The organism is Shewanella submarina (genome assembly GCF_042646185.1).
GTDB classification, from domain to species: Bacteria; Pseudomonadota; Gammaproteobacteria; order Enterobacterales; family Shewanellaceae; genus Shewanella; species Shewanella corallii.
Genome location: NZ_JBHRTD010000006.1, coordinates 696,310 through 715,559 on the forward strand (window position 1 = coordinate 696,310; position 19,250 = coordinate 715,559).

The window sequence follows — 19,250 nt, forward strand, 5'->3', positions numbered from 1 at the left end:
GTGCTGATAAAACAAGAATAATAATAGGAGGCATCATGCCGGAACTCAGCAAGGAAGCCCCGCCCGGGTCGCTGGACAGTGAATCAAACCGGACAAAACCGCCCAGGCTGATGTCGCTGGATGCACTGCGTGGGTTTGATATGTTCTGGATTCTGGGCGGCGAAAAGCTGTTTGCCGCTCTGTTTGCTCTGACCGCCTGGTCTGGCTGGATGGCAGCCGACGCCCAGATGAAACACACCCAGTGGCATGGCTTCACCTTTTACGACCTTATTTTCCCTCTGTTTATTTTCCTCTCCGGTGTCGCACTCGGGCTGTCACCCAAACGTCTTGATCATCTCCCCATGTCACAGCGCATGCCCAAGTACCGGCATGCAGTAAAGCGTCTGTTGCTGCTGTTGGCCTTTGGGGTACTTTACAACCATGGCTGGGGCACAGGTATCCCAGCCGACCCTGAGTCCGTTCGCTATGCCAGTGTACTGGGCCGTATCGCCTTTGCCTGGTTCTTTGCCGCCATCATTGTGTGGCACACCTCGCTGCGAACCCAAATCATCATAGCCCTGGGTATATTGCTTGGATATGCCGCCATGCACCTTTGGCTTCCTTTACCCGGCGTACCGGCAGGGAGTCTGGGCGCGGATGTGTCAATCAATGCCTGGGTAGACCAGCACCTGCTGCCCGGGATCAGTTATCAAAACCGGCCGGTGGATCCTGAAGGCATATTGTCCACACTGCCTGCTATCGTGAATGCGCTTGCCGGCGTCTTTACTGGTCATTTGATTGTGTCTCCCCGCAGTGGCTGGCAGAAGGCCGGTATCATGGCTGGGGCAGGCGCTTTGAGCCTGTTGCTGGGGTGGGGGACTGATATCGTCCTGCCGGTAAACAAAGAGCTGTGGACCAGCAGTTTTGTGCTGGTGACTGTGGGATGGAGTCTGCTGCTGTTATCCCTGTTTTATGTGCTGGTGGATCTGCTCCAGTTCAGACGCCTGGCTATGCCCTTTGTGGTTATCGGTTGTAACGCCATCATCATCTATCTGGCGTCCAGCCTGGTGAACTGGGACTATGTCTCCCTCAGCGTATTTGGCGGAATAGTCAGCACAGTGACGCCATCCTGGCAGCCTTTGCTGGCCGTTATTGCATTCTTGGCAGTACAATGGGCGCTGCTGGTGTGGATGTACCGACGCAATATCTTTATCAAGGTATAAGTCGACTCTGTTAGCGGAGTGTTTTAAAAATGACAGCGTTGTCTTTTTTGAAACCTTGCATTAACATCAAAAATCAGGGCTTGCTGAAAAAACATCAGATGCGAAGATGTCACAACCCCTGAGCGGCAGGCCCTGCTTGTCGAAATCCCGATACTTAAGCTATCGGAATCGGTTGCCTCTCCCGTTGAGAGGAAGCCAGGGAACGGCATGCACTGCCGAATAAATTCACATTATTACTATTATAAGAAGCAGGACTATGACAATGACAGTTGCGAGTAAAGTCGACGGCCAGTCACGTTCCAGCGTGTTGCCAATGACCATCATTGGGGTGTTGTTCTTCATCTTCGGTTTCGTTACCTGGTTGAACGGTTCACTCATTCCTTTTTTGAAAATTATCTGTGAACTGAATGAATTCCAGGCTTTGTTTGTTACCTTTGCCTTCTACATTGCCTACACAGTCATGGCGTTGCCCATGTCATTTATTCTGAGGCGTACCGGTTATAAAAATGGCATGGCTCTGGGCCTGGGTATCATGGTTGTTGGTTCGCTGCTGTTTATCCCGGCGGCGCAAAGTGCCAACTATATGGCATTCCTGGTTGCCCTGTTTGTGCTGGGTACTGGCCTGACCATTCTGCAAACCGCCTCCAATCCTTATGTTGTGCATATCGGCCCCCGTGAAAGTGCAGCAATGCGTATCTCCATTATGGGCCTGATCAACAAAGGCGCCGGCGTTATTGTGCCCATTATGTTTACCGCACTGGTGCTGTCCGGTCTGGAAAACTTCAACTCAGACACACTGGCAGCGCTGAGTGAAGCAGAGCGTCAGGCACAGATTTCCGAACTGTCTTCACGCCTGGTGATGCCATATGTCTACATGGCTGGCGCGTTGTTGTTCCTGGTTGGCCTGGTTAAGTTTTCCTCTCTGCCCGAGCTGGACTTCGAAGAAGAGGAAACCCAGCACAATAAGAAGGGCAGCATCATGCAGTTCCCTCAGGTGGTATTGGGTGCCATTGCCCTGTTCGCCTATGTTGGGGTAGAGGTTATCGCCGGTGACACCATTGGTCTGTTCGGTGAGAACCTTGGCGTGGCCAACTTCGCCTCGCTGACCTCTTACACCATGGTGTTTATGGTATTTGGTTATCTGATTGGTGTGACCTGTATTCCCCGCTTTATGAGCCAGCAAACTGCGCTGCTGTTGTCTGCCGTAGCCGGTGCACTGTGTATTGTTGGTGCTGCAACAGCGTCCACTGAAAGCACTCTGATTGCCGATGTGATGTGGGGCTGGACCGGTATTCCTGTTATCCCGGATGCGGTCACCTTTGTAGCCCTCATGGGTCTGGCTCATGCACTGGTGTGGCCAGCGGTATGGCCACTGGCATTGGAAGGTTTGGGCAAATTTACAGCTCAAGGCTCGGCGCTGCTGATTATGGGTATCTCTGGTGGCGCAATCCTGCCATTGGCATTTGGTAAGATGGCCCACTATTTTGACAGTACTCAGTTTGCTTACTGGATTGGCCTGCCATGTTATCTGTTTATCCTCTTTTATGCGCTGAAAGGCCATAAGATGCGTAAGTGGTAAATCCGGTCTCAGGACCGAAGAACACCCGGATAGCAAAACGCCCGCATGAGCGGGCGTTTTTTTATGCTCAACGAAAAGGCTTGGCTCTCTATAGCTCCAGATGTATAAGCACGCGATCTGGATGCGTAAAGGGCTGATAGCTCGTTGGTCGCTCTGACGCCGGAGACGGGCATGCCTGGTAGCCCGGATATTGCGACAAACTGAGTGAAAGGAGTTTCGGATAGGTAAAAAGCAAAAAAGCCGCCCAAGGGCAGCTTTTTTACTTTTTATGGTGCCGGCACCAAGAGTCGAACTCGGGACCTACTGATTACAAGTCAGTTGCTCTACCAACTGAGCTATGCCGGCTTAATTGTGGTGCCCGAACCCGGAATCGAACCAGGGACACGCGGATTTTCAATCCGCTGCTCTACCAACTGAGCTATTCGGGCAACTGAACTGAGTGTCAGTCTGCTACTTCAGAACCGGCGTTGCCGTTTCGAAGTGGGCGTATCTTAGCGAGTTAGAGATCGGGTTCGCAAGTGATTTTTCCCTGTAAAAGTCTGACCGTTCAATATTTGCACTCGAGCGAATAAAAAGGGCGCACGCGGCGCCCTTAAGTATCATGATTGAAGCAGAATCAATCTTCGCTTGGAGGCACATAGCCTTCAATTTCAACATCCTGCCCTTGGAACAGGAAAGCTTCCATCTGCTCTTCCAGCAGCTTGCGGTCATCAACATTCATCATGTTGAGCTTCTTTTCGTTGATCAGCATGGTCTGCTTTTGCTGCCACAGTGCCCAGGCTTCTTTGCTGATGCTGTCAAAAATGCGCTTGCCCAGCTCTCCTGGATAAAGTTGAAAATCCAGGCCTTCTGCTTCTTTTTTCAGATAGGCGCAGTTTACGGTACGAGCCATGGTTACTCCTTTAGTTTCCTGCTGAAAGTCCGGTCAACAAGCGTTCGGTTGCTGCGGCCAGACCCACTTTTTCGGGTTGACGAAGGTTATACCAGAGACTCTTGCCGGATTCCATGATTTGAGACTCGACTGCGGTATTGGCCGGGATATGCCAGGCACTGATATCCAGATGGTAATGACTGAAGGTATGGCGGAAAGCATCAAACTCAGTTGGCGCTGTGGTGAAGCCCTGCGCTTCTATATAAGCCTGCATATCTGATTGAGTATCAAATTGAGGAAAACACCAAAGTCCGCCCCAGATGCCCGCAGGAGGCCGCTTGTTGAGCAGCACGGTATCGCCGGATTGAACGATCAGCATAAATGCGTTTTTCGCCGGGATCTGTTTCTTCGGCTTTTTACCGGGAAACTCGGTTTGCCGCCCCTGACGCTGGGCGCTGCAATCTGTTGCGACCGGACACAGTTCACACCAGGGTTTGCTGCGGGTGCAAATGCTCGCCCCTATATCCATCATGGCCTGGTTATATTGTTGAACCCCGACAACAGGAGTGTATTGGCCGGTTAGCTCCCAAAGGCGGGTTTCTACGGCCTTCTCGCCGGGCCATCCGGCAATCGCACCATGACGGGCCAATACACGCTTCACATTGCCGTCCAGAATTGGATGATGCTGTCCCAACGACAGAGATAACACTGCGCCTGCGGTAGAGCGGCCTATGCCGGGCAAAGCCAGCACCTGTTCAAAATCATCGGGGAACACGCCATTGAATTCGTCACGTATTTTTTGTGCGGCTTTGTGCAGGTTACGGGCCCGGGCGTAGTAACCCAGACCTGTCCAGTGATGAAGCACCTCATCAGTATCGGCATCGGCAAGGCTGACCACATCCGGGAATCTGGCCATAAACTTTTGATAGTAAGGGATAACCGTCGCAACCTGAGTTTGTTGCAACATGATCTCTGAAATCCACACCCGATACGGCGTTTTATCTTGCTGCCAGGGCAGATGTTTTCTGCCATGTTGTCCGTACCACTCAATGATTCGGTCAGAGAAGGGGGCGACTTGTTGCTGCCTTGCTTGCTGTGTCATAGTGTTCCGATTGCTGCTTGTGCCAATGGTGCGGGGGCAGTGTAGCCAGCCCCGACAGGTCAGACAATACCAAATGTCCGCACTGAATACCTGTGATGGCAATAAGAGGATCACTCTTGTCGGCTATTGTCTCCGGTTCGCAGGAATACGCAGTAATTTGTCCACAAAATTTCCCATGTAAAGGCTGAAAAGCTTGCGCTGTGGGGTGAACTTTGGATAATGCCCTTCTTTTCCGTTTTTGGGCGTCAAATCAGGCGAGGCAACAATGAGCGAAGTGACCACCGCTGAGTTTAATGAAGAAGGCAAATATCTGCGTAAAATCCGCAGCTTTGTATTGAGAGAAGGCCGTTTGACCAAAGGTCAGGAACAGGCTCTGGAGGCCTATTGGCCGACGATGGGGCTGGACTATACCCCTGACAGTATCGATCTGAACACAGTATTTGGCCGCGACGCGGACACTGTGTTGGAAATCGGTTTTGGTATGGGCGCATCTCTGGTGGAAATGGCTGCTGCTGCTCCTGAATTGAACTTTATCGGTATTGAAGTTCACAAGCCCGGCGTTGGTGCTTGTTTGAGTGATGCCGGTAAGGCTGACGTGACCAATCTGCGTGTATATCACCACGATGCCATTGAAGTGCTGGAAAACAGCATTGCTGATGGTTCTCTGGCACGCGTTCAGCTGTTCTTCCCTGATCCCTGGCACAAGAAGCGCCATCATAAGCGCCGTATCGTGCAGGGCGAATTTGCTCAGCTTATCCGCCGTAAGTTGAAAGTTGGTGGCGTATTCCATATGGCTACTGACTGGGAAAACTATGCCGAGCATATGCTGGAAGTGATGAGCGCGGCAGAAGGTTACCGCAACCAGTCCGGAACCAATGACTATGTTCCCCGTCCGGATCACCGTCCTCTGACCAAGTTTGAAGCCCGTGGCCACCGTTTGGGTCATGGTGTTTGGGATCTGATGTTCGAGAAAGTGGACTAATCTTCCACTGAGTCTCAGCTTTCTGTCCGGCGCGCCCTGGGTGCGCCTTCCCCGGAGGGCAGATCTTCTGCCTTTCAGAAAATAAGGAGTCACTATGGCAAGCAATCGCAGCCGTCGTCTGCGCAAAAAGTTGCGCGTTGATGAGTTTCAGGAGTTGGGCTTTGACGTTCACTGGACGTTCGAGGACAGCGTTTCCGAAGAACAGATCGATCAGCTGGTTGATAAGTTTATCGACGAAGTGATTGAGGCACGCAAGCTGGGCTTCCACGGTGGTGGACATAAGAGCTGGGAAGGCATAGTTGCCACTCAGAAGCTGGGCAAGTGCAGCGATGACGATCGCAACGCCGTGTTGGCTTTCTGGCAAGCTCAGCCTGCATCCAACGTAGAAGTCACTGAACTTTACGATCTCTGGTGGGATTAATGCCAGAGCCACAACTGCTTGAGCAATTGGTGGAGCAAGCCCGGCCTTTATTGGGCCGGGGTAAAGTGGCAGATTACATTCCTGCACTGGCCAAAATCAGTGGCAATAAACTGGGTATAGCCGTCACCACGCCCGATGGCGTCACCATAGGTGCAGGTGATTACCTTGAGCCATTTTCCATTCAGAGTATTTCCAAGGTCTTTAGCCTGACACTGGCTCTGACACTCTACGAAGAGCCTGAAATCTGGGACAGGGTAGGGAAGGAGCCTTCGGGTCATTCATTTAACTCTCTGGTTCAGGTGGAGTTGGAACGGGGTATTCCCAGAAATCCGTTTATTAATGCCGGTGCGCTGGTAATTGCTGACCTGTTGCAGGGCAGACTCAGTGCGCCCAAGCACAGAATGTTGGAGTTGGTCCGCAATCTCAGTGGTAACCCTCAAATCTGTTATGACAAAGAGGTTGCCCGATCTGAGTATGAGCACAGTGCCCGTAACGCCGCCATTGCTTATTTGATGAAGTCCTTTGGCAATTTTCACAATGATGTGGATACCGTGCTGCGTAGTTACTTCCACTATTGCGCACTCAGAATGAGCTGTGCAGACCTGTCCCGCGCCATGATGTACCTGGCCAATAAGGGACAGTCATTGGCCGGTAAGCAGCTGATATCACCTGTACAGGCCAGACAGCTTAATGCTTTGCTTGCAACTTCGGGTTTGTATGATGGTGCAGGAGAGTTTGCCTACAAGGTAGGTATGCCGGGCAAGAGTGGTGTTGGTGGCGGTATCATTGCCGTTATTCCCGGCGATATGTCGGTATGCGTCTGGTCGCCTGAGCTGGATCTGCAGGGTAACTCAGTTGCCGGAACCGCCATACTCGAAGGTCTCAGCCAAAGTCTGGGGCGCTCTATTTTCTAAGGACTGTCCGGGCTTTCCCCCTTTGTTGAGATAATCACCAATCAGTGGGCAATTTCACCATTATGCTGTGGAATTGCCTATCCCTGTTTTCGGGGGATATCCTGGCTAATCATTTATTTTCTTTTCTTATCAATTGGTTATTAGCTTTGGCACAGCATTCGCTATGTCTTATTTATATCCACAAGGAAAAGGACAGAACAATGAAAGCACTCAAGCAATTTACCGCAGCAATGACACTGACTCTGGCTGGCTGCTCACTGGCGATGGCCGCAGATCAGTGTGATATTTCCATTAACTACGATCTTATGGTTGAGCCTAATCAGGTAGTGGTCACTCAGGAAGATGACACCAAGTATCAATTCCGCTCCGGTGAGCTGTTTGTTGATGGTGAGGCGGTTGAACTGAGTGCTTCTCAGCGTAAGTTGGTTACCCAGTATGAAAATGAGTTGGCGACTCAGGTGCCAGAGGTGATTGGCCTGGTGAACGACACTATTGTTCTGGCTGGCGAAGCTATAGGTATGGCTATGACCCCGTTGCTGGGTGAGAGCAGCGCTCAGCTGGCTGAGTTGATGGATAACGTCCGTGACCGCCTCGATGATGTAGCTTCCCGTAATGGTGACACCTACTACCTTGGCGCCACAGACTCAACCATCGAAGCGGCGTTTGACGAAGAGTTTGAAAAGGAGATTGAGCAGCTGATGATGCAGTCCATAGGGACCATTATGATGAATGTTGGTGCTCAGCTGGTGAACTCAGATGGTGAAAACTTTGACGATAAGATTGAAGCTTTCAGCCAGAAAATGGACAACATAGGTGAGGAGATTGAACTGGCGATGGAAGCCCGTGGTGAAGCGATTGAAGCCCGTGCCACTGAGATGTGTAACGAGTTCCAACAGATTGCCAAACTGGAAGCGAAAATGCGTAAGGCTATTCCCGAACTGGCCAGTTTCAGATTGACCGAAGCCGACAGCAATCAGATGTAAAACTTTCGAACTTTGATTTTTATTCCGATACTCCCGTTCTGACATTTGGACAATACATCCCGCTTTCCCCTGCATCCATTGGGTGTCAGGGGATTTTTTTACTCTCCCAAAAGTCACGCAGCTGATTTCTTAAAGCCAACAATCAAACTTCTCCGAACAGGAAGTTACTGACTTTTATCTGGTTATATTAAAAATAGACAGAATGTCTGCTATACTCCCGCCAAAATGTCCACAGATGGCGAATGTTGAGCAGTAGCCTCGGAAAATCTGGATAGTTTTTCTCTTGGCTTGATTGTTCGCCGAATTATTCTCATAGTTTTAAAAACAAGACCGTAGTCTCTGTGCGTTCGCGCTCAGTTTGACCGGCGGAATAATAATAACAGCGAAGCGAACGAAGGCGATTCCCATGTTAGAACTCTTAGAACCGATAGCTATCTTCACCCATGTAGCCAGGGCAGGAAGTTTCAGTGCTGCCGCCCGTCGTTTGGGAATTTCCAAATCCAAGGTGAGTACTCAGGTCGCGGATCTTGAGCACAAACTTGGGGTACAGCTTATTCAGCGAACGACCCGAAGCCTCAGCCTTACAGAAGCTGGCCACCTGTTGTATGTGCAGGGTGAAGAGTTACTCAGAGATGCTGACCAGGCTGTGGCCAGTGTTCACAATCTCAATGATGCCACCCGTGGTGTATTGAAGGTGGGTATCTCCCAGTCTTTCGGTACCATGCATATCATTCCTGCGCTGTCTGAGTTTATGACGACCCACCCGGAGCTGGAGCTTCAGGTGAGCTTGCTGGACCATAAAGTGGATGTTGTCAGTGAGGGGCTTGATCTGCTGCTCACCATGTCTGAGCAATTACCTCTGGGTATGGTCGCCAGACCTTTGATGAAGTGTCAGTTTATGTTGTTGGCTTCACCTGACTATATCGCCCGTCACGGCGCGCCTGAGCGTCCGGAGCAATTGGTTGACCACAACTGCTTGGTGTATCACGGCGAGTGGCATGAGCACAGTGTGTGGCAATTCCGTAAGGGTGATGACTATTGTGAGATAGGGGTAAACGGTAACTTCCGGGTAGATAATGCCCCCGCGCTTAAGTCGGCCGCCATCAATGGCCTGGGTGTGGTTTACCTGGCCAGCTATCTGCTGGAAGGCGAGATAGAGAAGGGTACACTGGTGCCGCTGCTGCGCGATTGGCAGTTGAGCCATCATCTGCCATTGCAGGCTGTGTATCCTCGCCGTAAGCACCTGGCACCCAAGGTCAGTGCCTTTATCGACTTTATCAAAGACAGAATCGGCTCCCCTCCATATTGGGACAAGCCATACACTGAGCTTTACGCCGAACGTAAGTAATTAGCTTTAGCCAATAAAAACGCCACCTCAATGGGTGGCGTTTTTGTTTTTGGTGTGACTGGGGTAATTAAGCCTGACGGGCCTTAACCTCAGCCACCCAAAGGTCAATCTGCTCTTCCAGTACATCCAGCGGCAGTGGACCATTCTTCAACAGCAGGGTATGGAATTCACGGATATCAAACTGATCGCCCAGACTGGCTTTGGCGTTTTCTCTCAGTTCCAGAATCTTAATCATACCAACTTTGTACGCGGTAGCCTGAGATGGCATCACAATGTGACGCTCCACCATTTTGACCGCATCCGACTTGGCGTTAGGGGTATTGTTTACATAGTATTCAATGCCCTGTTCACGGGTCCACTTCTGGCTGTGAATGCCTGTGTCCACCACCAGGCGACAGGCGCGCCACAGCTCCATCGCCAGTCGGCCGAAGTCTGAATAGGGGTCTTCATACAGGCCCATCTCTTTCGGGAAGTACTCTGTATACAGTCCCCAGCCCTCGGTGTAGGCGGTATAGCGACCAAAGCGACGGAATTTTGGGATACCTTCCAGCTCCTGAGCAATGGCAATCTGCATATGATGGCCCGGTAAACCCTCATGGTAGGCCAGTGCCTCAGCCTGATAGGTTGGCATGGCCTTCATGTCATACATGTTGGCGTAGTAGGTTCCAGGGCGCGAGCCATCCGGTGATGGCTGGCTGTAGAAAGCCTTACCGGCAGACTTTTCACGAAAGGCTTCTACCGGCTTTACTATCAGGTTGGCTTTGGGCTTGATGCTGAACACTTCATCCAGGCGCGAATCCATATTGTCGATATAGGCTTTCGCTTTGGCGATATAGGCTTCACGGCCTTCCTGAGTGTCAGGGTAATAGAACTGAGGGTCGTCACGCATAAAGGCGAAGAAAGCCTGCAGATCGCCCTTAAACCCAACCTTCTTCATAATGGCGCGCATTTCATCGTGAATACGGGCAACTTCTTTCAGACCCAACTGGTGAATTTGCTCAGAGGTCAGATCGGTTGTGGTGGTCTGAGCCAGTGCCATGTTGTAATACTCATCGCCCTGGGGCAGCTTCCAAACCCCGTCCCGGGTATCGGCTTTCGCCTGCAGCGACTCAACATAAGTGATCAGTGAGGTGTAAGCGGGCTCTACCGACTTTAGCAGTGCTTCATTGGCCTGGGCAATCAGTTGCTGCTTTTCGGCCTTGGAGATCTCCAGTTTGCCTACCTTACGTTTAAAGTCGGCCAGCAAGGTTGAGTCTTCGCCTTCGGCAAAGGGGGCACCCTGAATGATGTTTTTACTGTCAGACAGCACATGGTTGAATACAAACTTTGGCGCGATAATACCGCGGTCAGCTTTTAGCTGCAGATCGGCAATCAACTGCTTGAAACGTTCATCTATACCATTAAGGCGACTGATGTAAGCCTGAGCGTCTTCAACACTGGTGATGGCGTGCTGGTTAATCAGGAGTGCCGGTGTGGTGGAATGTACACCGTACATCTGATTGACCGGGTAGCTGTGATGACGCCATTTAAAGTTGGCAATCTGATCCTCCAGGCCTTGTTTGGCCAGAGAGTATGAGATGCGCGTCTGATGGTCCAGTTGCTCAGGATCTATGGTGTTCAGTTGGGCAAGATGTTTTTTGGTGCGGTCCAGATCCTGCTGACGGGCAGATTCGCTGATCTCATCCCATTTGCCATAGTCCTGTTTAATACCCAGATAGGTTTGGGTAATGGGGCTGGCCATGACATTTTCCATAAAAATGGCTTCAAACAGCTCATTGGCACGTGCTGATTCAGCCTGGATTTGGGCACTGGTGTACTCCCTGGCTGGCTCAGATACCGTGGAAGAAGGGGCGGTGGCACAGGCTGACAGCAATAGGGCAGACAAGGCTGCTGCAACAAGTGTCTTTGTTGTTTTCATTTTTTGGGCTCCTTGATCGAATCTGTGCATCATCCTAAAGGAGCTCGGGTTAAATTTCTGATCTTTTTGTTAGTGAATGTTTCTATGAGGGTTTTGTCCCGTTTTTGATTTGGGATTTGGCGTATCAGCACAGGCCATTGTGGGGGGCAGATAAGAAAGCGGTCCTGAAGACCGCTTTTTACGACTCAGCAGAACTGAGACAGCAGGTCATTGACAAAGAAGTGGCCTTTATCAGTGAGCGTCCAGTGAGTGTCCGAGACTGTCACCAGGCCTCGATCTGCCCCTGACGCCATACCCTGCTCAACCACAGCTGCCGACATTCCAGTTCTGGCTTCAAACTCCGCCTTTGGAATGGGAGTCATTAGCCGCAGACGATTCATCAGGTACTCCAGCGGTCTGTCTTCGGAGTCGACTTCAACAGTGTCATAGTTGTAATCATCAGCATCCAGATAACCCCTGGGATGCTTAATCTTAACTGTGCGCACCATCCTGTCAGTTTCCGGCAGAGTGATTTTTCCATGGGCGCCGCAGCCAATCCCCAGATAATCACCAAACTGCCAGTAGTTAAGATTGTGACGACACTGAAATCCCGGTTTGGCATAGGCCGAGATTTCGTACTGTTCATAACCCAGCTGGCGCAGCTTCTCCTGTCCCTGGCGATAGATGTCCCACAGGGCCTCATCATCAGGTAGCTGAGGTGGGCGCGAATGAAACAGGGTGTTGGGCTCAATGGTGAGCTGATACCAGGATAGGTGCGGTGGATTAAGCGCTGCTGCCGTGTCGATATCAGCCATTGCCTGTTCAAGGTTCTGATCCGGCAGACCATGCATCAGATCCAGGTTAAAGCTCTGATAACCGGCTTTTGCGGCCAATCTGGCAGCTGTTTGCGCTTCGTCTCTGTCGTGGATGCGTCCCAGCAGATTGAGCTTATCTGAAGCGAAGCTCTGCACGCCGATAGACAAACGGGTCACGCCTGCAGCGCGATACGCAGCAAAATCATCATGTTCCAGAGTACCTGGATTGGCCTCCATGGTGATCTCAATATCCGCTGCGAATGGAATACGGGATTCCACACCATCCAGCAGCTGCTTAATATGCTGAGCATCAAACAGTGAAGGCGTGCCACCACCGATGAAAATGCTGTGCAGCGAACGCCCCTGCACATAATGTAAATCTGCGCTCAGGTCTCTGAGCAGTGCCTGAATGTACTCAGCCTGAGGCAACTCACCGTGCTGGCCATGGGAGTTAAAGTCGCAGTAAGGGCACTTCTGTACGCACCAGGGAATGTGCACGTACAGGCTCAGTGGTGGTAATTCCATAGAGAAAGATGCACTGCTCAAGCCAGTTGTCCTTTTTCAGACATGGCTTTCACCAGCAGCTCAAGGGCCTTACCTCTGTGACTGACCGCATTCTTTTCGTCGGCTGACAGCTGAGCGGCCGAGCGGGTTTCATTTTCAGGGATAAACACAGGGTCGTAGCCATGGCCCTGTTCACCAACAGGTTCAAAGCCAATACGGCCTTCCCAGCTTGCCTGGCAGATAACCGGCGTAGGGTCTTTGGCATGACGCATATAAACCAGCACGCACTGGAAGCGGGCAGAGCGTTGCTCAACGCCCTCAAGATTGGTCAGCAGTTTTTGATAGTTACCCACTTCAGTCGCATTGTCGCCACTGTATCGGGCTGAATAGATCCCCGGTGCACCATCCAGAGCATCCACTTCCAGACCTGAGTCATCGGCAATCGCTGGCAGACCAGTGATTTCGGCGGCGTGACGGGCCTTGATAATGGCATTTTCCACAAATGTTGTGCCGGTCTCAGCGACTTCCGGGACATCAAACTGACTCTGGGGCAGCACTTCTACCTTAAAGTCCTGCAGCATCTCGGCGAATTCTTTGAGTTTTCCTTTATTGCCGCTGGCAAGCACTATCTGTTTCATTAGGTTTATCCGGTTGAATCGAGTTGCCGAATAATACCGAATCACAGGCGGGGAAGGTAGTCAGGGGATACTGTGCAGAATAAAAAACAGCGCCGAAGCGCTGTTTTTTTGGATGGGTTAGACCCTAGTCTACATAAAACCTTTGCTGAAATTTGAGCGTGGTATTCAGCTCGCGTCCATGCTTGATGCCAATTTGAAAGTGCATGGTTTCATCATTGCGGTAGGGCACTTCAGCGATGTAGTACACAGCTTTGCCTTCGCGGATCTCTTTGAACTCAAGTTGGATACTGCTGTCGAGCAGGTTTTTGGCAACGCCGGATATCTCCACAGGGACACCGGTTGGCACCTTATCTTTGCTGTTTAAGACAGAGATATTAACTATGCCTGTGTAGTTACTGCGGGTGAGTCCATAGGCTTTGGCAATGGCCGGGGTCAAAAAGGTACTGCCAAATGCCTGGTAGTGAATGGTGTAGTCACCAACCGTTTGTTCATCTGCTTGGGCCGGAAACCATACTGAACAGGAGAGCATGACCAGGGCCAGGACGAGTCGAATCATATTAGGTACCTCTGCAGAAACGGGCTTCCAAGTATAAATTTTGTTAAATCCAGACACCAGCAGATTTGAACTCAACAGCTACAACAGAGCCTGAATACTGTCCGGGATCAGTTTCGGGGAGGGGATACGTATCTGTTTGTGCCGACCCAACTCCCCTTTGAGGATACATACGTCGCCTTTGGGGACTTTGAACAATTTGGCCAGATATTTGGTCAAATGGGCGTTGGCTTTACCGTCTACAGGCGGGGCAGTAATTGCCACTTTAAGTTCTTCACCATGCAGACCAACAATCTGGTCGCGACTGGCTTTGGGCTGGATATAAAGATTAAGCAGCAGGTCGCCCTGCTGCATACTGACTGCTGCCATTTACACGTTGGCCCAGAATGGGATGTACTGGCTCAGCAGCAGGTTCAGGAAGTTCATACCGATAAGTACCAGCATGACAGACAAATCCAGGCCGCCAATAGGAGGAATGATTTTGCGTACCGGCGCCATAACAGGCTCTGTCAGCTGTTCAATCACCATAACGATAGGGTTGTAACCGTTGTTAAACCAGCTGAGGATAGCCCGGATAATCAACATCCAGAACAACATAAAGCCAGCTTTCTTGATTACAGCAACCAGAGAGAACAGGGCAATGACAACAGGGTCAATCGCAGCTCCGGCAACCAGAGAGATAGCGATCAGTTTGGCCACGACGACCAGAATTGCCAGCACCACGGAGGCGGTATCCAGTGAGCCTATGGCTGGTAGTACCCGACGCATGGGAGCTACCAGTGGATGAGTTGCCTTCACCACAAACTGGCTCAATGGGTTGTAGAAGTCTGCTTTGGCCAGCTGCAGCCAGATACGCAGAATCACGACCATCAGATAAAGTTCAAACAGGGTGTTGATAAGAAAAATCGATGCATTCATGCAGTTTTATACCTTTTAAAATCAGGAGTATGACCTAAATAAAATTTAGAATGTGTCAGCCATCTCTTCTGCGCGTTTGATGCAGTTTACCATGGCGCGCTCCACCAGATTACGCAAGTCACCCTCTTCAAACGTGGCCAGTGCCTGAGCCGTGGTGCCCCCTTTGGAGGTCACGTTTTCCCTGAGGTTTGCCACACTGAGTTCTGGGTTTTGTATCACCATTTCGGCGGCGCCCAGGGCTGCTTGTTGCGCCAGTTGTCTTGCCTGGGCTTCATCCATGCCCAGATTCTTACCGGCATTGATCATGGATTCAATAAACAGGAAGAAATACGCCGGTGAACTTCCCGCCAGGGCAATCACCAGATTCAGGTCTTGTTCGCGGTCAACCCAGGTGATGTCGCCACCGGTTCGCATCATCTGCTCAGCGAAGGCTTTGTCTGTGTCAGACAGCTCTGGATGGCTAAGCAGTCCGGTCATACCCGCGCCAATTTGAGTTGGCGTATTAGGCATGGTGCGGATCAATCGCAAAGGCTGCTTCAGATAGTCACTGTATCTGTGGGCAGGAATACCGGCTGCTATGGTCAGAACCAGTTTATTGCTGAAATCAATATCGGCCAGTTGATTACATACCTGCTCCATTAACTGGGGCTTAACTGACAACACCACGACATCAGCCTGTGAAGCTGCTTCATGGTTATCCTGAGTGACCCGAATACCAAAATCCTGCTGCAGTGCGTCCAGTTTGCCCCTGGATGGGTTACTGGCAGTGATCTCCTGCGCCGGATAACCACCGCGAACCAGGCCACTGATAATTGAACGGGACATATTGCCCGCACCGATAAAACAAATTCTTCTGGATTCCATGTCGCTCTCTTTGTTGATTGCTTGATGTTGTTATTGGGGCTGGGTGACAAAAAACAAGCCTTAGCCTGTGTAATCCCGGGCGCCGAAGATGGCACTACCGATACGTACCATGGTGGAGCCATTGGCAATGGCTTGCTCCAGATCACCGCTCATTCCCATCGACAGAGTATCGACCTGGGGGTAACGCTCTTTCAGCTGGTCATAGCAGGCCTTCAACGCGGCGAATTCCCGGCTTTGCTGTGCGATATCGTCGGTATCTGTTGGAATTGCCATCAGACCTCTCAAGGTCAGGTTGGGCAAGGCTGCGATAGACTCAGCCAGCGCCAGCATACCATCGGCGTCTATGCCTGATTTGCTGTCCTCTTCACTGATGTTTATCTGAATACAGACATTCAGAGGTGGCATCTGCGCCGGGCGCTGCTCATGCAGGCGTTGGGCAATTTTGTCGCGGCTGACGGTATGCATCCAATCGAAGTGCTCAGCCACCAGACGGCTTTTGTTGGATTGCAGTGGGCCGATAAAATGCCACTCGATATCCGGGTACCGGGATTTGAGTTCGGTGACCTTTTGGACGCCTTCCTGAACATAATTCTCGCCGAAAGTGCGTTGGCCTGCTTCATAGGCTTCTATAATCTGACTAATCGGCTTGGTTTTGCTGACCGCCAGGAGCTGTATATCCTTGGTTTGACGGGCGCATTTTTGCGCAGCCTGCTCAATCCTTTGCTGGGCGGCCGCCAGTCTGTCTGCTATTGTTATCATGGTGTAATTAATAAGTCTAAGGGACGTCCAAAACAATGGAAATCACTGAGTTACTAGCCTTTAGTGTAAAGCATAATGCCTCGGATCTACACTTGTCTTCCGGTGTTCCACCCATGATTCGTGTGGACGGTGAAGTGCGTAAGATCAATGTTCCTGCTTTGGATCATGAAGGGGTGCATCGTCTTGTCTACGACATTATGAATGACAAGCAGCGCAAAGACTACGAAGAACATCTGGAAATCGACTTTTCCTTTGAGGTGCCGAACCTGGCCCGTTTCCGTGTGAATGCCTTTAACCAGTCCCGTGGTGCGGCAGCGGTATTTCGTACCATTCCCAGTGATATCAAATCGCTGGAAGAGCTTGGTGCCCCTGAGATCTTCAAGAAAATCTCCTCTTTCCCCCGTGGTCTGGTGCTGGTAACCGGCCCGACTGGCTCGGGTAAAAGTACCACGCTGGCGGCCATGATTGACTATATCAACGAGAACCGCCACGACCATATCCTGACCATTGAAGACCCGATCGAATTTGTTCACAACAATAAGAACTGTTTGATTAACCAACGGGAAGTTCACCGTCATACCCATAGCTTTAATGCTGCACTGCGCAGTGCGCTGCGTGAAGATCCTGATGTGATTCTGGTGGGGGAGATGCGTGACCTGGAAACCATTCGCCTGGCGATGACTGCTGCTGAAACCGGTCACCTGGTATTCGGTACCCTGCACACCACCTCGGCAGCCAAAACCATTGACCGTGTGGTCGACGTATTCCCGGCAGGAGAGAAGGACATGGTACGAACCATGTTGTCTGAATCTCTGCAGGCTGTTATCTCTCAGACCCTGATTAAGAAAGTGGGTGGAGGACGTGTGGCGGCCCACGAGATTATGATGGGCACACCGGCGATTCGTAACCTGATCCGCGAAGATAAGGTTGCCCAGATGTATTCAGCCATTCAAACCGGTATGGCGCACGGTATGCAGACGTTGGAGCAGTGCCTTCAGAATCTGGTTAATCGTGGTTTGATTACCCGTGAAGACGCTCAGTCCAAGAGCGGCAACAAGCAAGCGACTTTCTAAGGAATTAACATGGACGTTCGCTCATATTTAAAAATCATGGTGGAGCGTAAAGCCTCTGATATGTTCGTCACCGCAGGCTTCCCACCCAGTGCCAAAATTGATGGTGAGTTGCAGCCCATAGGTGAAGACAGACTGACTCCCCAGCAGTCGGTGGCCTTTGTCGAAGCTTTGATGACAGATGCGCAGAAGCAAGAGTTTCGTGACACCAAAGAGTGTAACTTTGCTTTTGCTGCCAAGGAGCTGGGACGTTTTCGTGTCAGCGCTTTCTGGCAGCGTGAATCGGTTGGCTGCGTGATGCGCCGTATCGAAACCAAGATCCCCGATGTTGAAGACCTGAAGTTGCCACCCATCCTCAAAGATCTGGTGATGAGTAAGCGCGGATTGGTGATCATGGTGGGTGGTACAGGTACTGGTAAGTCGACCTCTTTGGCTGCGCTGGTGGGTTATCGTAATGCTCACTCCCGGGGGCATATTCTCACTATTGAGGACCCGGTGGAATTTGTGCACAACCACAATCAGAGCATCATTACCCAACGTGAAGTGGGGATCGATACCGAGAGCTTTGATGCCGCTCTGAAAAGTTCGCTGCGCCAGGCTCCTGATGTGATTCTGATTGGTGAGATCCGCAGTCAGGAAACCATGGAGTTTGCGCTGTCCTTTGCTGAGACTGGTCACCTGTGTATGGCGACATTGCACGCCAACAACGCCAACCAGGCGCTGGACCGTATCATGCACCTGGTGCCTGAAAGTAAACACCATCAGTTGCTGTTTGACCTGTCACTCAACCTGCGTGGTATTGTGGCTCAGCAGCTGGTGCCGCGTATTGATGGCAATGGCCGTCGGGCTGCGATTGAAGTGCTGATCAACACCCCAAGGGTTTCCAGTCTGATCCAGAGTAATGAGCTGCACTTGCTGAAGGACACTATGGCCAAGTCCAATGAACAGGGGATGCAGACCTTTGACCAGGCGCTGTTCAACCTGTATCAGGAAGGGGAGATCAGCTACGCCGATGCGCTCCACTGTGCGGATTCACCAAACGATCTGCGTCTGATGATTAAGCTTAACAGCAATGAACCTACCAGCAGTGGCCTGATGGACAATGTGACCATCGACCTGGATTGATCAGCGTCGATTACAGCAATCTGCTGAGATAAATAAAAACGGGGATCATTATGATCCCCGTTTTGGTATATTTCGTAATTGGACTCGGACAGAGAAATAAGGAAAGGTATCTGTAATGAAAGCAAAATTGGTGGCGTTGGCGCTGGGATTAGTGATCACTGGCGCATGGGCAGATTGCCCCGAGTACCTGAACTATGAGGCCAAGCGCCTGCATTCCAGCGAGCGGGTAAATCTGTGTGAGCTCACTCAGGGGAAACCTGTACTTATCGTCAACACTGCCAGCAACTGTGGTTTCACTCCCCAGTTCAAGCAGTTGGAAGCTCTCAATCAAAAGTACAAGGATAAAGGGCTGGTGGTGATTGGCTTCCCATCCGACGACTTTTTTCAGGAAGAGGATGACGAGAAGAAAACCGCTGACGTTTGCTATCTCAATTACGGCGTGAAGTTCACCATGCTTTCACCTTCTGCAGTGCGCGGCGGTGATGCCAATCCGGTATTCAAGTACCTGACCGACAAGTCAGCTTCACCCAAGTGGAATTTCTATAAGTATGTGGTCAGTGGCGATGGTCAGCAGGTACAGCAATTCAACTCCAGAGTCACACCTGACAGTGAAGAGCTCACTCAGGCTATTGAATCTGTGCTTTAATCCTGGCCGATTGCGGTTTCTGCCTGCAATGGGTCCCGAATTCTGACCTCAATCAAGTT

General features: G+C 51.0%; 20 protein-coding genes and 2 tRNA genes. 10 read left to right on the forward strand and 12 right to left on the reverse strand.

Features of this window, described 5'->3' with window-relative positions:
• The first annotated feature begins 35 nt into the window (after positions 1-35).
• Together nagX and ACFOE0_RS06070 are read left to right on the forward strand one after the other, a co-directional pair.
• On the forward strand, positions 36-1,202 hold the full coding sequence (gene nagX / locus ACFOE0_RS06065) for a transmembrane glucosamine N-acetyltransferase NagX (protein ID WP_380711586.1): 1,167 nt from the start codon (positions 36-38) through the stop codon (positions 1,200-1,202).
• 256 nt (positions 1,203-1,458) lie between these two features.
• Positions 1,459-2,781 (forward strand): sugar MFS transporter, encoded by a 1,323-nt coding sequence (locus tag ACFOE0_RS06070; protein WP_380711588.1) that lies wholly within the window; start codon positions 1,459-1,461, stop codon positions 2,779-2,781.
• Between the two features lie 269 nt (positions 2,782-3,050).
• Here the strand turns inward: ACFOE0_RS06070 and ACFOE0_RS06075 are convergent.
• The 4 genes from ACFOE0_RS06075 to mutY form a co-directional block, all read right to left on the reverse strand.
• Positions 3,051-3,126: transfer RNA gene (locus ACFOE0_RS06075), tRNA-Thr, on the reverse strand.
• Between the two features lie 7 nt (positions 3,127-3,133).
• Positions 3,134-3,209 (reverse strand) — tRNA-Phe (locus ACFOE0_RS06080).
• A gap of 188 nt (positions 3,210-3,397) precedes the next feature.
• Positions 3,398-3,673 (reverse strand): oxidative damage protection protein, encoded by a 276-nt coding sequence (locus ACFOE0_RS06085; RefSeq protein WP_115135716.1) that lies wholly within the window; start codon positions 3,671-3,673, stop codon positions 3,398-3,400.
• A 10-nt stretch (positions 3,674-3,683) separates the two neighbouring features.
• Positions 3,684-4,754 (reverse strand): A/G-specific adenine glycosylase, encoded by a 1,071-nt coding sequence (gene mutY / locus ACFOE0_RS06090; RefSeq protein WP_248935015.1) that lies wholly within the window; start codon positions 4,752-4,754, stop codon positions 3,684-3,686.
• Between the two features lie 265 nt (positions 4,755-5,019).
• Between mutY and trmB the strand changes: the two genes are divergently transcribed.
• From trmB to ACFOE0_RS06115, 5 genes are all read left to right on the forward strand, one after another.
• The gene (gene trmB / locus ACFOE0_RS06095; RefSeq protein WP_115135714.1) at positions 5,020-5,736 is read left to right on the forward strand and encodes a tRNA (guanosine(46)-N7)-methyltransferase TrmB; all 717 of its coding nucleotides are present in this window, start codon (positions 5,020-5,022) and stop codon (positions 5,734-5,736) included.
• A gap of 94 nt (positions 5,737-5,830) precedes the next feature.
• Entirely contained in the window at positions 5,831-6,157 is a 327-nt protein-coding gene (locus ACFOE0_RS06100; RefSeq protein WP_248935014.1) for a 50S ribosome-binding protein YggL, read from the forward strand.
• Complete coding sequence (glsB, locus tag ACFOE0_RS06105; RefSeq protein WP_248935013.1) at positions 6,157-7,071, forward strand: glutaminase B; 915 nt, start codon at positions 6,157-6,159, stop codon at positions 7,069-7,071. Before ACFOE0_RS06100 ends, glsB begins: the two co-directional genes overlap by 1 nt.
• A gap of 200 nt (positions 7,072-7,271) precedes the next feature.
• On the forward strand, positions 7,272-8,054 hold the full coding sequence (locus tag ACFOE0_RS06110) for a YggN family protein (protein WP_248935012.1): 783 nt from the start codon (positions 7,272-7,274) through the stop codon (positions 8,052-8,054).
• Positions 8,055-8,460: 406 nt separating this feature from the next.
• Positions 8,461-9,402 (forward strand): LysR family transcriptional regulator, encoded by a 942-nt coding sequence (locus tag ACFOE0_RS06115; protein WP_248935011.1) that lies wholly within the window; start codon positions 8,461-8,463, stop codon positions 9,400-9,402.
• A gap of 67 nt (positions 9,403-9,469) precedes the next feature.
• Here the strand turns inward: ACFOE0_RS06115 and ACFOE0_RS06120 are convergent, their stop codons facing one another.
• The 8 genes from ACFOE0_RS06120 to ACFOE0_RS06155 all read right to left on the reverse strand — a co-directional run bounded on the left by ACFOE0_RS06120 (position 9,470) and on the right by ACFOE0_RS06155 (position 16,350).
• On the reverse strand, positions 9,470-11,320 hold the full coding sequence (locus ACFOE0_RS06120) for a DUF885 domain-containing protein (RefSeq protein ID WP_248935010.1): 1,851 nt from the start codon (positions 11,318-11,320) through the stop codon (positions 9,470-9,472).
• A gap of 185 nt (positions 11,321-11,505) precedes the next feature.
• Positions 11,506-12,639, reverse strand: coding sequence for a radical SAM family heme chaperone HemW (gene hemW, locus ACFOE0_RS06125; protein WP_248935527.1), 1,134 nt, complete (start codon positions 12,637-12,639; stop codon positions 11,506-11,508).
• Positions 12,640-12,656: 17 nt separating this feature from the next.
• On the reverse strand, positions 12,657-13,256 hold the full coding sequence (gene rdgB, locus ACFOE0_RS06130) for an RdgB/HAM1 family non-canonical purine NTP pyrophosphatase (RefSeq protein ID WP_248935009.1): 600 nt from the start codon (positions 13,254-13,256) through the stop codon (positions 12,657-12,659).
• Positions 13,257-13,380: 124 nt separating this feature from the next.
• Complete coding sequence (locus ACFOE0_RS06135) at positions 13,381-13,812, reverse strand: DUF4426 domain-containing protein (protein WP_115135954.1); 432 nt, start codon at positions 13,810-13,812, stop codon at positions 13,381-13,383.
• 78 nt (positions 13,813-13,890) lie between these two features.
• Positions 13,891-14,178: a DUF167 family protein YggU gene (gene yggU / locus ACFOE0_RS06140; RefSeq protein WP_248935008.1), complete on the reverse strand. Its 288-nt coding sequence runs from the start codon at positions 14,176-14,178 to the stop codon at positions 13,891-13,893.
• Entirely contained in the window at positions 14,179-14,727 is a 549-nt protein-coding gene (locus ACFOE0_RS06145; protein WP_115135705.1) for a YggT family protein, read from the reverse strand.
• Between the two features lie 45 nt (positions 14,728-14,772).
• Positions 14,773-15,591: a pyrroline-5-carboxylate reductase gene (gene proC, locus ACFOE0_RS06150; protein WP_248935007.1), complete on the reverse strand. Its 819-nt coding sequence runs from the start codon at positions 15,589-15,591 to the stop codon at positions 14,773-14,775.
• Positions 15,592-15,651: 60 nt separating this feature from the next.
• Positions 15,652-16,350 (reverse strand): YggS family pyridoxal phosphate-dependent enzyme, encoded by a 699-nt coding sequence (locus tag ACFOE0_RS06155; RefSeq protein ID WP_248935006.1) that lies wholly within the window; start codon positions 16,348-16,350, stop codon positions 15,652-15,654.
• A 35-nt stretch (positions 16,351-16,385) separates the two neighbouring features.
• Here ACFOE0_RS06155 and ACFOE0_RS06160 point away from each other — a divergent pair, with 35 nt between their 5' ends.
• The 3 genes from ACFOE0_RS06160 to ACFOE0_RS06170 all read left to right on the forward strand — a co-directional run bounded on the left by ACFOE0_RS06160 (position 16,386) and on the right by ACFOE0_RS06170 (position 19,191).
• Positions 16,386-17,423 carry a type IV pilus twitching motility protein PilT gene (locus ACFOE0_RS06160; protein WP_248935005.1) on the forward strand — a complete coding sequence of 346 codons (1,038 nt, stop codon included), beginning with the start codon at positions 16,386-16,388 and terminating at the stop codon, positions 17,421-17,423.
• A 9-nt stretch (positions 17,424-17,432) separates the two neighbouring features.
• Entirely contained in the window at positions 17,433-18,545 is a 1,113-nt protein-coding gene (locus tag ACFOE0_RS06165; RefSeq protein WP_248935004.1) for a PilT/PilU family type 4a pilus ATPase, read from the forward strand.
• Positions 18,546-18,660: 115 nt separating this feature from the next.
• Positions 18,661-19,191, forward strand: coding sequence for a glutathione peroxidase (locus ACFOE0_RS06170; protein WP_248935003.1), 531 nt, complete (start codon positions 18,661-18,663; stop codon positions 19,189-19,191).
• Positions 19,192-19,250: the final 59 nt, after the last annotated feature.

What these genes read in the sequence shown, in the direction of transcription:
- nagX (WP_380711586.1), top strand. Translation starts at nt 36, where the DNA reads ATGCCGGAACTCAGCAAGGAAGCCCCGCCCGGGTCGCTGGACAGTGAA.
- ACFOE0_RS06070 (WP_380711588.1), top strand. Translation starts at nt 1,459, where the DNA reads ATGACAATGACAGTTGCGAGTAAAGTCGACGGCCAGTCACGTTCCAGC.
- ACFOE0_RS06085 (WP_115135716.1), bottom strand. Translation starts at nt 3,673, where the DNA reads ATGGCTCGTACCGTAAACTGCGCCTATCTGAAAAAAGAAGCAGAAGGC.
- mutY (WP_248935015.1), bottom strand. Translation starts at nt 4,754, where the DNA reads ATGACACAGCAAGCAAGGCAGCAACAAGTCGCCCCCTTCTCTGACCGA.
- trmB (WP_115135714.1), top strand. Translation starts at nt 5,020, where the DNA reads ATGAGCGAAGTGACCACCGCTGAGTTTAATGAAGAAGGCAAATATCTG.
- ACFOE0_RS06100 (WP_248935014.1), top strand. Translation starts at nt 5,831, where the DNA reads ATGGCAAGCAATCGCAGCCGTCGTCTGCGCAAAAAGTTGCGCGTTGAT.
- glsB (WP_248935013.1), top strand. Translation starts at nt 6,157, where the DNA reads ATGCCAGAGCCACAACTGCTTGAGCAATTGGTGGAGCAAGCCCGGCCT.
- ACFOE0_RS06110 (WP_248935012.1), top strand. Translation starts at nt 7,272, where the DNA reads ATGAAAGCACTCAAGCAATTTACCGCAGCAATGACACTGACTCTGGCT.
- ACFOE0_RS06115 (WP_248935011.1), top strand. Translation starts at nt 8,461, where the DNA reads ATGTTAGAACTCTTAGAACCGATAGCTATCTTCACCCATGTAGCCAGG.
- ACFOE0_RS06120 (WP_248935010.1), bottom strand. Translation starts at nt 11,320, where the DNA reads ATGAAAACAACAAAGACACTTGTTGCAGCAGCCTTGTCTGCCCTATTG.
- hemW (WP_248935527.1), bottom strand. Translation starts at nt 12,639, where the DNA reads ATGGAATTACCACCACTGAGCCTGTACGTGCACATTCCCTGGTGCGTA.
- rdgB (WP_248935009.1), bottom strand. Translation starts at nt 13,256, where the DNA reads ATGAAACAGATAGTGCTTGCCAGCGGCAATAAAGGAAAACTCAAAGAA.
- ACFOE0_RS06135 (WP_115135954.1), bottom strand. Translation starts at nt 13,812, where the DNA reads ATGATTCGACTCGTCCTGGCCCTGGTCATGCTCTCCTGTTCAGTATGG.
- yggU (WP_248935008.1), bottom strand. Translation starts at nt 14,178, where the DNA reads ATGGCAGCAGTCAGTATGCAGCAGGGCGACCTGCTGCTTAATCTTTAT.
- ACFOE0_RS06145 (WP_115135705.1), bottom strand. Translation starts at nt 14,727, where the DNA reads ATGAATGCATCGATTTTTCTTATCAACACCCTGTTTGAACTTTATCTG.
- proC (WP_248935007.1), bottom strand. Translation starts at nt 15,591, where the DNA reads ATGGAATCCAGAAGAATTTGTTTTATCGGTGCGGGCAATATGTCCCGT.
- ACFOE0_RS06155 (WP_248935006.1), bottom strand. Translation starts at nt 16,350, where the DNA reads ATGATAACAATAGCAGACAGACTGGCGGCCGCCCAGCAAAGGATTGAG.
- ACFOE0_RS06160 (WP_248935005.1), top strand. Translation starts at nt 16,386, where the DNA reads ATGGAAATCACTGAGTTACTAGCCTTTAGTGTAAAGCATAATGCCTCG.
- ACFOE0_RS06165 (WP_248935004.1), top strand. Translation starts at nt 17,433, where the DNA reads ATGGACGTTCGCTCATATTTAAAAATCATGGTGGAGCGTAAAGCCTCT.
- ACFOE0_RS06170 (WP_248935003.1), top strand. Translation starts at nt 18,661, where the DNA reads ATGAAAGCAAAATTGGTGGCGTTGGCGCTGGGATTAGTGATCACTGGC.